Below are 13,683 nucleotides of genomic sequence, written 5' to 3'. Positions count from 1 at the left end.
GGAACGGCCGAATATAGGCAGCGGTCTATTACTGGAGGTCAATTACTGGAAGAAGGAAAGGCCGGAGGGCCGTCCGGGGGTGCCGGACGGCCCTTTTCAGGGTTTCCGGTTCAGTTCGCGTGCACCTCTGCGACGAGTGCCGCGATATCGGCCGCCTTGGTGCTGATGAAGTAGTGGCCGCCGTCGGGCAGTTCGTGCAGGGTCACGTCGTCGGCGATGGCGGACCAGTCGCGGTAGCGTTCCGTGCCGCCCTTGGTGGTGGAGTCGTCCGCGGCGAGGACCACGTGGACGGGGGTGCCGATCCGGTGCGCTGCGGGGTCGGCGCGGAGTTTCATGAGGTGGGTGTTGGTGGTGCGGACGTCGTGCTGGTAGGCCGTGCCGACGAGCGTGGCCCGTTCCGGCTTGAGCCGGTCCAGTTCGACGTAGGAGCTGTCCACCATGAGGCGTTCGGTGATCTGGCGCGGGGTGAGTCCGCTGACCTCGTCGATCTCGGCGCGCAGGTCGGTGTCCGGGTCGAGGAGGAGTGCGCCGAGGAAGACCTCGGTGGGGGCGGTGCCGCTCTCCTCCAGGAGCCGGGCGGTGGCGAGGGCGTGGGAGCTGCCGGCGCAGTGGCCCCACAGCATGAGGGGTCCGGTGGTGCGCCGGCGGAGTTCGTCGTGGACGCGGCGGGCGATCTCCTCGACGTCCTGGGGCTGTTCGGGGGTGACGGTGACGTCGTGCGCGGGCAGTTCCACGCCGAGGACGGCGATGCCGTGTTCCGCGAGGCGTTCGGCGAAGACGCGGAAGTTGACGGCGTTGCCGCCCGCGTAGGGGAAGCAGACCAGGGTGGCCGCTGCTGCGGGGAGGTCGTCGGTCAGGGGCTGGAGGAGGCCGTGGTCGGCGGGCCGGGAGTCCGCGTCGGCGTCGAGGAGGGCCGCGAGGTCGGACAGGACGGGTGTCCCGATGAGCTGCTTGAGGGAGATGGCCCGGTCGAGTTTGACGACGAACCGTACGGCGGTGAGGGAGGTGCCGCCGAGGTGGAAGAAGTGGTCGTCGCGGCCGATGCGTTCCAGGGGGACGCCGAGGGCCTCGGCCCATTCGGTGGCGAGCCACCGTTCGGTGGGGGTGGCGGGGGCGGTGCGTGAGCCGAGCGCGTGGCCGAGGGTCTCGGCGAGTTCCCCGAGCATCCGTTTGTTGGTCTTGCCGTTCTCGTTGAGCGGCATGGCGTCGAGGCGGTGGAGGTGCGCGGGGACCATGTAGTCGGGCAGGACGGCGGCCAGGTGGGCGCGCAGTTCCTGTTCCCCGGCGGGTCCTGAGGCGACGTAGAAGGCGGCGAGGCTCTTGTCGGCGCCGGTGCCCGCGCCGGGGTCGACGACGACGGCGCAGTCGAGGACGCCGGGGGCGGTGCGGAGTTTGTTCTCGATCTCGCCGATCTCGATGCGGAAGCCCCGTACCTTGACCTGCTGGTCGCGTCTGCCGAGGTACTCGATGGTGCCTTCGGGGAGCCAGCGGCCGAAGTCGCCGGTGCGGTACATGCGCTCGCCCGGGACGAAGGGGTCGGGGACGAACGCCTCGCGGGTGCGTTCCGGGTCGTTGATGTAGCCGCGTCCGACGGACACCCCGGCGAAGACGATCTCTCCGGGTGAGCCGAGGGGGGCGAGCCGGCCGCGCGCGTCGAGGACGTAGGTGCGGACGTTGCGCAGGGAGGTGCCGACGGAGACGAAGTCGCGTACGGGTGGCGCGGTGAGCACTTCGTGCATGGTGTCGTCGCTGACCTCGGTGGCGCCGTAGGCGTTGACGAGCTGGACGCCGGGCTGCACGGCGAACCAGCGGCGCACGGGGTCGAGTTTGAGGGCCTCGCCGGTGACGGAGATCGAGCGCAGGACGCCCATGTCGCGGGGGGCGCGTTCGAGGAGGCCGAGGAGGATCTCGAAGTAGGAGGGGACGAGCTGGGCGACGGAGACCCGGTGGCCGGCCAGTTCGTCGAGGAACCGCTCGGGGTCGAGCTGGGTGTCGGTGTCGACGATCCGTACGGCGGCGCCGACCAGCCAGGGGGCGACGAGCTGCCACAGGGAGATGTCGAAGCACTGGGAGGCGGTCTGGGAGACCACGTCGCCGGCGCGCAGGCCGACGGAGTCGATCTTCGCGTACAGGTGGTTGATCATTCCGGCGTGTTCGCACTGGGCGCCCTTGGGCGCTCCGGTGGAGCCGGAGGTGAAGTAGACGTACGCGGACTGTCCGGGCGTGATCTCGGTGTGCGGGCTGCCGGGGTCGTCGTCGCCGCGCAGCAGGTCCTCCGCGAGGAGCGTGGTCCTGGCGTGCTGTCCGTCGGGGTCCGTGGCGTGGACGAGGTCGCGTGCGGCCTGTTCGGCGACGACGAGCCGGCAGTCGCTGCGCAGGAGCTGGGTGGCGACCCGCTGGGCGGGGAAGTCGGGGCGTACGGGGAGGTAGGTGCCGCCGGCTTTGAGGACGCCGAGGACGGTGGCCGCCCAGGCGAGGGTGCGGTCCATGACGACGGCGACGACGTCCTCGGGGCGCAGTCCGTGCCGCAGGAGGGCGGCGGCGACGCGGTTGGCGGCGGCGTCGAGGGTGCGGTAGTCCCAGCTGACGTCGTTGCGGGAGACGGCGACGGCGTCCGGGTGGGCGCGGGCCTGGGCTTCGAAGAGCGCGGGGAACATGGTGTCGGGCAGGGGTTCGACCGGTCCGGCCAGTCCGTGGAGGTGGTGTTCGCGCTCCTGGTCGGAGGGCAGGTCCAGGGTGGTGTGGTCGGCGTCGGGGGCTGCCGCGAGGTGGTCCAGGGCGGTGCTGAAGTAGCCGCCGAGCCGGTTCGCGTAGGCGGTGTCGACGAGGTGGGTGCGGTGGTGGAGGTGGAGGGCGGGGTGGTCGCCGGTCTCCAGGACCACGTGGAGGGTGGTGTCCGCGGCGAGGGTCACCGGTTCGCGGGGGCCGTCGCCGGTGCGGGACAGGTCGAGGACGATGTCGAACGGCTCGGCGGTGGTGCCGCGGTGGACGAGGCCGGTCGTCACCGCGGTCACGAGGTCGCGCCAGGTGCCGTCGGGGATCTCCGTCTGAAGCGCGTGGGGTGTGCCCCGGGTGTGCGGTGTCAGGAGGCCGACGGCGACGTGGGGTTCGGCGGTGATCTCCGCGAGTACCTTCGTCAGCGGTGCCAGGAGCAGCGGCTGCAGTGCGAGGGACGCGTCGGCGGCCAGGCGGCGCAGGGCCTGGAGCAGGCCGGGTGAGAGCCGTACGACCGCCTCGCCGACTGTATCGCCGTCGGCGTCCGGCGCGGCCCATCTCGGCACCTTCGTCGGCGCCATGGTCGGATGTGGTGTTCCGGACACTTCAACCCCCGTTCCCCGGGCGGCGTCCGCCCCCGGCTGTTCCCGCTGACGAACCGCTGGTCACTGGCTCGGTGCGCCTTCCATGGCCGCGATGAGGCTCTTGGGCCGCATGTCGGTCCAGTGGGTGTTGATGTGGTCCAGGGCCGACTGGCGGTCGGTCTCGGTGAGTTCGACGGTCCAGCCGGCGGGTACCTCGGCGAAGGCGGGCCACAGGGAGTACTGGCCCTCGTCGTTGATCAGGACGAGGTAGACGCCATCGGGATCCTCGAAGGGGTTCACGCTCATCGTCAGGGCTCCTCGGGTTTCGTCGGCGCACGGCTTTCTCCGGCGCACAGGACCGGAGTCTACGAATCTGGGCCTGACAAAACAGCGGCCGACGGAAATGCGGGGGCGTGATTAAGGAGCGGGTGAAGGACGGCGTCCGGAGGCGGCCTTGGCGGGTCCGTTATTCATCGGTCGTCGAAAGCCGGTGACAAACGGGAGCGGTGCTCGCGACCATGTGCGGTGTGGGAACTACGCAGCACACCATGGCGACGAGCGGCGAATTCCGCGCGCTGATGTCGGGCTTTCCCTCCGGGGTGGCCGTCCTCACCAGTATCGGTCCGGACGGTGCGCCGGCCGGCCTGACCTGTTCGTCGCTGTGCAGCGTCTGTGTGGAGCCGCCGGTTCTGCTGGCGTGTGTGCGCAGCGCGAGTCCCACGCTGGAGGCGATCCTGCGGTTCGGGGGCTTCGCGGTGAACCTGCTGCACGAGGACGCCCGTGCGACGTCCGAGCTGTTCAGCTCCGGGGCGCCCGACAGGTTCGACCGGGTGACGTGGCGGCCCGGCGCGGCCAGTGGTCTGCCGCATCTGGTCGACGAGGCCCACACGATCGCGGACTGCGAGGTCCGGCGGAGCGAGACCGTGGGCGATCACACGGTCGTGTTCGCCGATGTACGGCGGGTGCGTGCGCTGACGTCCGCGCCGCCGAGGCCGCTGGTGTACGGGCTGCGCCGGTACACGGGGTGGCCGCCTCGGTGACGAGGCGGCCACCCCGCTGTCATGGAGCGGCGGTCACTGAGCGGCGCTCAGGGTGAGGGCCTGGTCCTGCAAGGGCTTCGGCACGGGGCTGCCCACGGTCACCAGGGCGGAGCCCAGGGGGGTGAGCGAGTGCACCATCGTGTTGTAGCGCCTGCGGCTGGTGACCAGTCCCGCGCTGCGCAGGACCGTGGCGTGCTGGCTCGCCGCTGCGGGCGAGATGCCGAGTCTTCGGCCCAGTTCGCTGGTGTTGCAGGTCTCCGCGAGCGCTTCGAGCACCCGGGCCCTGGTGCGGCCGACGAGTGCGGCGAGCGCGCGGGCGTCGGTTCCGGCCGCGTCCCACAGGGAGTTGGCCCCGGCGGTGTCCAGGAACGTCGGATAGACCAGGACGGGTGTGCGCTGTTCGTCGCGCCGGCCGGTGAAGATCCTCGGCCGGTCGACGAACAGGGACGGCACGACGTTCAGGCCCCTGCCGTTGAGATGGATCTCCTCGCCGCGTCCTGAGGCGATCGTGAGGACCGGTGGCCGCCAGCCGACCCAGGTGTGCAGGTTGCTGAACATGGTCTCGATACCGCCGCTCGCCATCATGCGGCACCGGGCTTCGCGGTCCATCTGGAGGTAGGCGCGCGCCTTGCCCCAGTAGGGGCTGACGCCCAGGTCGAGCATCCTGCGCACCACCGGATCCGGTGGGCCTTCCGCCGCCTCGCGCTGGGCCGCCTCCTGCGTCAGCAGGTCGAACAGCCAGGCGCCGCCGTTGCCTTCGCGTGCGGCCGGTGGTCCGGCCTGCCGTGGGACGGTCGGGGCCGGCGGCATGCGGCGCATCCGCAGGCTGACCGCTTCCCGCCAGCGGGAGAAGGCGATTCCGCCTCCGCCGCGTCGCAAGAGATCGACGGCGAACACGGCCTCGGCGACAGGTCCGACGGTGGGCAGGACCTTGAGTTGTACTAAGTCGTCCATCGTGAAATGCACACTTTGCATGTGGCTCCCCCTGTTTGAGCCCGTTTCACGGAAATGCCGATCACGGGAACAAGCCGCTGCGAACAATGCACGTTGCCGACTAACAGGGGAGGTGGTCGACAGTTCCCCCGTTGTCCGAGGCATCCTCCGAACCTGCCTCTACGCATCTCGCCAACACTCTATACACAGATTGTCGTAGAAGTCTTCCGGCCAACGGCTAGTTCGTCACCTTGCCGAAACACCGCGCACACAGGACCGGTACCCGGTCACACCTGCGGGGGAACAGGCGTGCCGGGTACCGGGGTTGGGGGGCGATGCCGGGTCAGGCGTCCCGGCGGCGCAGGACGTAGACACCGGCCACGTGGGCGGCCGCGGCCCACGCCAGGACGATGAGCAGGGCCACCGCGTCCGGGTAGGGGGCGTCGCCGTCACCGAGCATGAAGTGGCCGCCCGCGGTCTGCGGCATGTAGTCGTTGATGGCCAGCAGCACCGAACCGCCCAGTCCGACCAGCATGCTGGGCAGCGCGGAGACCACGAAGAAGATCACCGACACGGCGCCGGCCGCGGTCCGCAGGGCGAACGACGCGCCCACCGTCATCACCGCGATCAGGGCGAAGTAGACGCCCATGGCGAGGGCCTGGTACAGCACCTTCGACAGGTCGAAGGTGGCGTACCCGCGGAAGGACCACCAGGCCAGGGCGTCGCCGATCAGGGCGAACACCACTCCGGTGACGAAGCCCACCAGGCCGCCGAGCAGCGCCTTGGCCATCTGTACGCGGTGCCTGACGGGCACCCACAGCAGCGAGGTGCGCACGCTGCTCGTCGAGTACTCGCTCGTCACCATCGTCATCGCCAGCACCACCAGGGCGAACTGGGTGAGGATCGCCGACGACACCGAGGCGTTGCCGACCGGCTGGATCGGCTTGTCGTTGATCCGGGCGATGGCGCCGTAGTAGTAGGTGAAGATCAGCGTCACGATCAGGCCGATCAGCAGGCAGACGTACGGCGTGCGGATGGACCACAGCTTGGTCCACTCCGAGGCGAACGCGCCGACGAACCCGCCCCCGGTGTGACCGGATTCCGTACGGCGGCCTTCGCTCGCCCTGGTCGTTACGGCGCTCATGCTCCCGCTCCCTGCATCTGCCGGGGCTCCGTGCCCTCGAACACGGTGTTGCCCGTCCCGTACTCCACGCTCTGCGCGGTCAGTTCCATGTACGCCTGCTCCAGCGAGGCGGAGACGGCGCGCAGTTCGTGCAGGCGCACCCCCAGGCTGTGGGCCAGGTCGCCGACCTGCTCGACGCTGCGGCCCTTGACGACGATCTCGTCGGCCTCGGGCGACTGGACGTCCACGTCGCCGTGTTTGAGGAGGTGGTCGACGAGGGTCCGCAGGTCCTGCGGGTCCGGGGTGCGCACCCGGACCGACGCGAGCGAGCTGTTGGCGAGCAGGTCGGCCATCGGGGTGTCGGCGAGGAGCTTGCCCCGGCCGATGATGACCAGCTGGTCGGCGGTCAGCTGCATCTCGCTCATGAGGTGGCTGGACAGGAAGACCGTGCGGCCCTCCGCGGCCAGGGAGCGCACGAGTTCGCGCACCCAGCGGACCCCGTCGGGGTCGAGGCCGTTGACCGGCTCGTCGAAGATGAGGACCTTCGGGTCGCCGAGCAGCGCGCCCGCCACGCCGAGCCGCTGGTACATGCCGAGGGAGAACGCCCCGGCCCGGCGCCGCGCCACCTTCGTCAGGCCGACCGTCTCCAGCACCTCGTCCACCCGGCGCAGCGGGATGCCGTTGCTGCGTGCCTGGGCCACCAGGTGGCTGCGGGCGGACCGGGCCGGGTGCAGCGCCTTGGCGTCGAGGAGCGCGCCGACCTCGCGGATCGGGTGGCGCATCGAGGAGTACGGCTTGCCGTCGATGAGGGCCTCGCCCTCGGACGGGTGGTCCAGGCCGAGGATCATGCGCATGGTGGTCGACTTGCCGGCGCCGTTGGGGCCCAGGAAGCCGGTGACCTGGCCTTCCTTGATGTCCAGCGTCAAGCCGTCCACGGCGACGGTCTCGCCATAACGCTTGGTCAGGCTTCGCAGGGTGATCACAGGTTTTCCCTTCGGCTTTGCGAACTGCCTCAACAGTAGGAAGCGAGGGGGGCCGCGCACATCGATCGTTCGCCAGGGTCAACACCCCTGACTTTCGTCAGGGGTTGAGGCGCATGCGCGGTACTAGTCTCGAAGCGTGCAAGAGACCCCTCACGACAGGCCCCCGGTGCGGATCCTCCTCGCCGACGACGAAGCGATGATCCGTTCGGGAGTGCGCGCGATCCTGGCGAGACACCCGGGGATGGAGGTGGTCGCGGAGGCGGCCGACGGGCAGACGGCCGTCGAACTGGCCCGCGAACACCGCCCCGACGTGGCCCTGCTGGACATCCAGATGCCCCGCCTCGACGGCCTCGCCGCCGCCGCGCAGATGTACGCCGACCGCCCCGGCGCGGCAGTGATCATGCTGACCACGTTCGGGGAGGACGAGTTCATCGCCCGCGCCCTGCACGACGGCGCCAGCGGGTTCCTGCTGAAGGCTGACGACCCCCGCGAACTGCTCAACGGCGTGCTGGCGGTGGCCGCGGGCGGCGCCTACCTCTCCCCGAACGTGGCCGCCCGGGTGATCAGCGGGCTGCGGGCCGGCCGGATGGCGCACGAGACGCCGCCGAGCCGCAGCGTGGAGCGGCTCACCGAGCGCGAGCACGACGTGCTGGCCCTCCTGGGCGCCGGGCTGTCCAACGCCGAGATCGGCGCGGAGCTGTATCTCGTGGAGGGCACGGTCAAGGCGCATGTGAGCGCCATCCTCGGCAAACTCGGGGTGCGTAACCGGGTGGAGGCGGCCATCGCCGCGCACGAGGCGGGTGTGGTCCGGCGCAAGTAGCGCCGGGCCGCCTCCACCGTGCTCACACCTCCGCGTACGCCTCGGCCTGGAGGGCGTACATCTCGGCGTACCGGCCGCCGAGGTCCATGAGTTCGGCGTGGGTGCCCTGTTCCTCGATGCGGCCCTGGTGCAGCACGATGATGCGGTCGGCCCGGCGGACGTTGACCAGCCGGTGGGTGACCAGGATCGTCGTACGGGAGCCGCCCTCGCGCAGGGTGCTGGCTCTGCGCAGTCCCTCGAAGACGACGGCCTCGGCCTTGGCGTCGAGGGCGGCGGTGGGTTCGTCGGCGACGAGGACGGCGGCGTCGCGGTAGACGCCGCGGGCGACGCCGACGCGCTGCCACTGTCCGCCGGACAGGTCGCGTCCGCCGACGAACTCCTTGGACAGGACGGTCTCCTCGCCCTCGGGCAGGGAGACCAGGACCTCGTCGATGCCGGAGGAGGCCGCGGCCTCCCGCCAGCGCTCGCCGGACTCGTCGCCGTCCTCCAGGCGGCCGATGCGGACGTTCGTCCCGGCGGTCATCGGCCAGCGGGCCGGCTCCTGGGAGATCAGGCCGACCTGCCCGAAGAGGGACTCCTCGGTCGCCACCGAGATGTCGACGCCGTCCCACAGCACGGTGCCCGAGGTGGGCCGGTACAGGCCGGTGATGACCTTGCTGAGGGTGGTCTTCCCGGAGCCGTTCTCGCCGACCAGGGCCACCACCTCGCCGCGGCCGATGGTCAGTTCGATGCCGCGCAGGGCGGGTGCGGGGCTGCCGGGGTAGCTGAACTCGACGTCGTTCAGGTGGATCCGGGCGGGGTCGTGGGGGGCCTCGGCGACGGCGGGCGGGCGGCGCCGGGACGCCGCGTCGGCGAGCAGTTCGCGGTAGAGCTGGAGGTAGTGGGACAGCTCGTAGATCCGGTTGACGGACCGCATCGTCACCGCGAGGCCCTGGTTCGCGTTGCGCATCGCGACCACCGCCGTCCCGGCGAGCGCCAGCGGCATGATCCCGACGTACAGCAGGTAGCCCAGCAGGAGGTAGGCGAGGCCGGTGCTGAAGCCGGTCATGGTGCGGCCGATCAGCTGGACGGCGCCCTTCTTCGTCTCCAGGGCCACGGCCTCGCCGGTCAGGATGCGCGCGACCCGCCGGTGTTCGGCCATCAGCGGCTCCTGGAGGCGGTAGGCGCGGACCTCGGCGGCCACCTCCCGCTTCACGATGAGGTCCTGGACGACGCCGATGCGCAGCTGGCGGGCGGCGTTGTCGAGGAAGCTGACGAAGTCCAGCTTGCCGATCTGGGTCGCCGTCCAGATCTCCGCCAGCGCGGCGAGGAGCATGACGGGCAGCAGCCAGACGCTCAGCAGGGCGGTCGCGAGGAGCGCGGCGAGCATCGACACCAGGGAGCGCAGCACCTCCGCGAGCAGGCGGATGCTCTGGTCGATGGAGGGCATGCCGCGCAGGACGCCCTGGCGGACCATCTCGCGGAAGCTGGGGTCGTCGAACGCCTTCAGCTCGACGGCGACGACGGCGCTGTCCATGGCGTCCTGCGCCGCCGCCATGATCCGGGGCCGCAGCCGCCCCTGGAGGACCGTCGCGAGGCTCTCCATCAGTCCGCGCAGCGCGTAGGAGCCCACCACGGCGAGGACCGCGGGCAGCGAGTCCGTCACCCGGTCCGGGGTGGGCCCTTCGGCGAGCAGGACCGTCAGCACGTCGGCGGTGGCGATCAGGCCGAACGCCGCCGCCCCGCCGGCCAGCAGCTGGGTGAGCGCGACCACCAGGGTGAGGGGGCGCGAGGCCCGCCAGGCGAGGGCGACGATGACCGCGACCGCCGACGGTACGGCCCGCAGGGTGGCGGCGACGCCCCGCTCGGCGATGCTCTGCCCGGGGATCGCCCAGGTCGGCGTCTGGAAGTTGTCGGTGCCTATCAGCGACGTACTGCGCCGCACCGGCTTGCCGTCCACGGTTCTCCTCACTTGCTCACGGCGAATCTGTTCACGGCGAGCGGCGCACCCGAGAGGTACCCGGCCATCCGGTCGAGTGCCGCGGCGAGCTGCGCGCGGTCGCGTACGAGCGCGATCCTGATCCAGTCGTCGCCGTCGGCGGGGTCCGCGAAGAAGGATCCGCCGGGGGCGACGAGGACTTTCGCGTGGGTGACGAGGTCGCGGGCCAGGCTCGACGAGGGGCGGCCGAGGCCGGCGGTGCCCGCGAGGAGGAACCAGCCGCCCTCGGGGGTGTGCACGGTGAACCCGGCCCCGCGCAGTCCGGCGCACACCAGGTCGCGGCGGGCCTGGAACTCGGCGCGGGCCGCGTCGACTTCGCGGTCGTCCAGCGCGCCGAGCGCGACGGCGCCGCGCTGGAGGGGGTGCGGGGTGCCGAGGGTGGTGCGTTCGTGGACGCTGCGCAGCCCGGCGGTGATCTCCGGCGGTGCCACGCAGTAGCCGAGGCGCCAGCCGCTCATCCTGCGGGTCTTGGAGAAGCTGCCGACGACGACGGAGCGTTCGCGCAGGGCGGGGACGGTGCCCAGCGGGGAGCGGTGGGGGCGGCCGTCGTAGGTGAAGCGGTCGTAGACCTCGTCGGTGATGAGGATCAGGTCGTGGCGTTCGCAGAGCGCGGTGAGCGCGGCGAACTCCGTCTCGTCGAAGACCCGGCCGGTGGGGTTGTGGGGGTTGTTGAGGAGGACCGCGCGGGTGCGGGGTGTCACGGCGGCGGTGAGGGCCTCCTCGGTGAGCCGCCGGTCGGGGCCGGTGAGGGGGACGAACCTCGGTGTGGCGCCCGCGAGTTCGACGACTCCGGGGTGGTTCTCGAAGAACGGCTGCGGGATCAGCACCTCGTCGCCGGGGTCCGTCGTCGCGAGGAGGGCGACCAGCAGTCCTTCGGTGGCGCCCGCGCTGATGACGAGTTCCCGTTCGGGGTCCACGGGCACCCCGCGTTCGGCGGTGAGGCGGGCGGCGACCACGATCCGCAGGTCGAGGAGTCCGGCCGGGTCGGCGTACTGGTTGGCGCCGGAGGCGAGCGCGGCGGCGGCGGCCTCGACGGCGGCGGGCGGCGGGTCGCCGGTGGGGATGCCGAGCGCGAGGTCGGTGGCGCCGCCCGCGCGGGCGGCGGGCAGGAGGGCGGCGAGGCCCAGCGGGGGCAGGCCGGCCGTCCTGCGCGACAGGTGTCTGGTCGTCACAGTTCGCAGTCCTTGCGCTCCACCGGATCGCCCATGGCGACCAGGACCTCGCGGTCCCCCTCGAAGGGTTCGCGGCCGTGCGCGACACGGATGTTGTCGACGAGCATGATGTCGCCGCGCTGCCAGCGCTCGGCCATCCTGACCTGTTCGTAGACGGCGTTGATCTGCTCGATCTCCCGCCGGCCGACCGGTTCCCCGTCGCCGTAGAAGGTGCGGAAGGGCAGGTCCTCGCCGCACTCGCCGCGCAGGAACTCGCGGACGGATTCTTCGAGGCTCCACTCGCTCCAGAACGCGACGTGGTTGAACCAGGAGGTGTCCCCGGTCCGGGGGTGGCGGATCAGGGCGGAGCGGGACTGGGTGGTGGTGAGCCGGTCGCCGTGCCACTCGGTGGTGAGGTGCTGGGTGCGGGCGTACCGCTCCACCTCGGCGCGGTCCTCGGTGCCGAAGGCTTCCTGCCAGGTGAGCCCGAAGTGGCCCCAGTAGTTGCGGACCAGTTTCCAGCCCTGTTCGCGGAAGCGGGCCACCAGGTCCTCGGGCAGCAGCTCTGCCATGGCGCGGACGTCGCCGAGGAAGGTCTCCCCGCCGACGACGGGAGCGGTCAGGCACGCGAAGACGAGCAGGCCGGGGTAGCTGAGCGCGTAGCTGTTCTCGTTGTGCAGCCGGATACGGCGGCGGGCGGGCACGTCGGTGGCGGTGAACACGCCGCGTCCGTAGGCGCTGCGCGGGGTCGCCTTCTCCACGTAGTCGGCGGGCTTCTCGATGATCCGGTCGCGCAGCAGGGCGAACTCGGCCGCGGTGGTGAAGGGCAGGCCCCGCAGCAGCACCGAGCCGTGTTCGGTGCGCAGGTCGCGCAGTTCGTCGAGGTGTTCGGAGAGCCAGTCGGCCGACCGTTCCAGGGACAGGTTCTGCGGGATCCGTCGGACGGGTATCCGGTTCGGGGCGAGTTCGGTCGGCATGGTGGTGGTTCCTTCGTCAGGCGTTCGTCAGGCGGCGGCGGGCAGGTGCAGCAGGCCGCGCAGGGCGGCGGTGGGCCGGCGTACGGGCCGGCCGGCCGGGCGGAGCCCCGGTACGCGTTCGGCCAGCGCCTTCAGCGCCACGTCGGCCTCCATCCGGGCGAGCGGGGCGCCCACGCAGTAGTGGGCGCCGCTCAGGAACGCCAGGTGCGAGGTCGCGTCGGGCCGGGTGATGTCGAAGCGGTGGGGGTCGACGAAGACGTCGGGGTCGCGGTTGGCGCCGCCCAGGACCAGCATCAGGACGGTGTCCGGGGGCAGTCGGCGGCCGGCGGCCTCGAACTCCTCGCGGGCGACGCGGATCGAGTACTGCACCGGCGGGTCGTAGCGCAGGGACTCCTCGGCGGCGGCCGGGGCCAGTTCGGGGTCGGCCACGAGCTTCTCCCACTGGACGGGGTCCGCCATGAGCCGCAGCGCCGCGTTGGAGACCAGGTTCGTGGTGGTCTCGAAGCCCGCCGTGAGCAGGAGTTGGCAGGTGCCGACGATCTCCCGCTCGGGCAGGGCCTGGTCGCCCTGCGGCTTGAGGAGTTCACTGACCAGGTCGTCCCCCGGCTCGTCCCGCCGCTTGCGGACCAGCCCGGCGAACAGTTCGTCGAGTTCGCGTACGGCGGTACGGAACTCCCTGGCCTGGCGGTTGGAGCGGATGCCGTCGATGGCCTTGCCGGTGATCAGCCCGTAGTGGGCGAAGAGTTCGACGTCGACGTCGGTCAGTCCCAGCAGTTCGCTGATGACGGTGATGGGCAGCGGTGAGGCGAAGTCGGTGACGAGGTCGAACTCGCCCTTGGCGAGCGCCTGGTCGAGGAGCCGGTGGGCGACCTCCTCGGTGCGGCGCCGGTACTCGCCGATCTTGCGGGGCCGGAAGGCGGGGGCGACCAGGCGCCGCCACCGCATGTGGTCGGACAGCTCCTCCTGGAGGAAGTTGGTGTCTCCGGACGGGCCCTGTTCGCCGGGCGGTGTCACGCGCGCGGGTTCCTCGTTGCGCCGGGCGAAGGCGGGGTCGCGCAGCACCCGGGTGCACAGGTCGTGGGAGGTGACGGCGTGCAGTCCGAGGCCGCTGCGGTACAGGGGACCCTGGGCGCGGATCCGCTCGTACAGCGGGTAGGGGTCCTCCAGCCGCTCGTGCAGCATCAGTTGGCCGACGAGGTCGCCCCGGCGGGCCATGGACCACACGTTGGCGCGTCTCAGCTGGCGTTTCGCTGTCCGGAGCAGGTCTGCGGCGTTCGGCATGAGGCTCTCCCGGGTGGTGGCGTCGCCGACTCTTCCAGCGAGGCGGCGGGCGGACAATCTCGTTCAGGCGGCGCGAAAAGACGCGGTGGGGAAGGGAG

11 protein-coding genes are annotated in these 13,683 nt (G+C 71.4%); 2 read left to right on the top strand and 9 right to left on the bottom strand.

The genetic code is table 11. From position 1 onward, the window contains the following. Nucleotides 1-110: 110 nt before the first annotated feature. Both ACLZOT_RS17910 and ACLZOT_RS17905 read right to left on the bottom strand, forming a co-directional pair. Nucleotides 111-3,296 (bottom strand): non-ribosomal peptide synthetase, encoded by a 3,186-nt coding sequence (locus tag ACLZOT_RS17910; protein WP_416969939.1) that lies wholly within the window; start codon nucleotides 3,294-3,296, stop codon nucleotides 111-113. An 84-nt stretch (nucleotides 3,297-3,380) separates the two neighbouring features. After that, nucleotides 3,381-3,605, bottom strand: a complete 225-nt coding sequence (locus ACLZOT_RS17905; protein WP_416969938.1) for an MbtH family protein — start codon at nucleotides 3,603-3,605, stop codon at nucleotides 3,381-3,383. A gap of 212 nt (nucleotides 3,606-3,817) precedes the next feature. Between ACLZOT_RS17905 and ACLZOT_RS17900 the strand changes: the two genes are divergently transcribed. Then, nucleotides 3,818-4,339 carry a flavin reductase family protein gene (locus ACLZOT_RS17900; protein ID WP_416970066.1) on the top strand — a complete coding sequence of 174 codons (522 nt, stop codon included), beginning with the start codon at nucleotides 3,818-3,820 and terminating at the stop codon, nucleotides 4,337-4,339. Nucleotides 4,340-4,372: 33 nt separating this feature from the next. On the opposite strand, the gene ACLZOT_RS17895 is transcribed toward ACLZOT_RS17900, so the two are convergent. The 3 genes from ACLZOT_RS17895 to ACLZOT_RS17885 form a co-directional block, all read right to left on the bottom strand. Next, nucleotides 4,373-5,293 carry an ArsR/SmtB family transcription factor gene (locus tag ACLZOT_RS17895; protein ID WP_416969937.1) on the bottom strand — a complete coding sequence of 307 codons (921 nt, stop codon included), beginning with the start codon at nucleotides 5,291-5,293 and terminating at the stop codon, nucleotides 4,373-4,375. A 322-nt stretch (nucleotides 5,294-5,615) separates the two neighbouring features. Next, nucleotides 5,616-6,416 carry an ABC transporter permease gene (locus ACLZOT_RS17890; protein WP_416969936.1) on the bottom strand — a complete coding sequence of 267 codons (801 nt, stop codon included), beginning with the start codon at nucleotides 6,414-6,416 and terminating at the stop codon, nucleotides 5,616-5,618. Continuing rightward, nucleotides 6,413-7,378 carry an ABC transporter ATP-binding protein gene (locus ACLZOT_RS17885; RefSeq protein WP_416969935.1) on the bottom strand — a complete coding sequence of 322 codons (966 nt, stop codon included), beginning with the start codon at nucleotides 7,376-7,378 and terminating at the stop codon, nucleotides 6,413-6,415. The genes ACLZOT_RS17890 and ACLZOT_RS17885 overlap by 4 nt, the downstream gene beginning before the upstream one ends. Before the next feature lie 136 nt (nucleotides 7,379-7,514). On the opposite strand from ACLZOT_RS17885, the gene ACLZOT_RS17880 reads away from it, so the two are divergent. Further along, complete coding sequence (locus ACLZOT_RS17880; protein WP_416969934.1) at nucleotides 7,515-8,198, top strand: response regulator; 684 nt, start codon at nucleotides 7,515-7,517, stop codon at nucleotides 8,196-8,198. A 22-nt stretch (nucleotides 8,199-8,220) separates the two neighbouring features. On the opposite strand, the gene ACLZOT_RS17875 is transcribed toward ACLZOT_RS17880, so the two are convergent. The 4 genes from ACLZOT_RS17875 to ACLZOT_RS17860 are packed head-to-tail and all read right to left on the bottom strand — an operon-like array spanning nucleotide 8,221 to nucleotide 13,585. Then, nucleotides 8,221-10,137, bottom strand: a complete 1,917-nt coding sequence (locus tag ACLZOT_RS17875) for an ABC transporter ATP-binding protein (protein ID WP_416969933.1) — start codon at nucleotides 10,135-10,137, stop codon at nucleotides 8,221-8,223. Between the two features lie 8 nt (nucleotides 10,138-10,145). Continuing rightward, entirely contained in the window at nucleotides 10,146-11,348 is a 1,203-nt protein-coding gene (locus tag ACLZOT_RS17870; RefSeq protein WP_416969932.1) for a pyridoxal phosphate-dependent aminotransferase, read from the bottom strand. Beyond that, on the bottom strand, nucleotides 11,345-12,304 hold the full coding sequence (locus ACLZOT_RS17865; protein WP_416969931.1) for a TauD/TfdA family dioxygenase: 960 nt from the start codon (nucleotides 12,302-12,304) through the stop codon (nucleotides 11,345-11,347). Before ACLZOT_RS17865 ends, ACLZOT_RS17870 begins: the two co-directional genes overlap by 4 nt. A gap of 27 nt (nucleotides 12,305-12,331) precedes the next feature. Next, a complete protein-coding gene (locus ACLZOT_RS17860; protein WP_416969930.1) occupies nucleotides 12,332-13,585 on the bottom strand; it encodes a cytochrome P450 in 1,254 nt (417 codons plus the stop codon). Nucleotides 13,586-13,683 lie beyond the last annotated feature (98 nt).

The sequence above is a fragment of the Streptomyces sp. 4F14 genome (assembly GCF_048159485.1).
Classification (GTDB): domain Bacteria; phylum Actinomycetota; class Actinomycetes; order Streptomycetales; family Streptomycetaceae; genus Streptomyces.
This window is presented reverse-complemented; position numbering and strand designations above follow the sequence as displayed.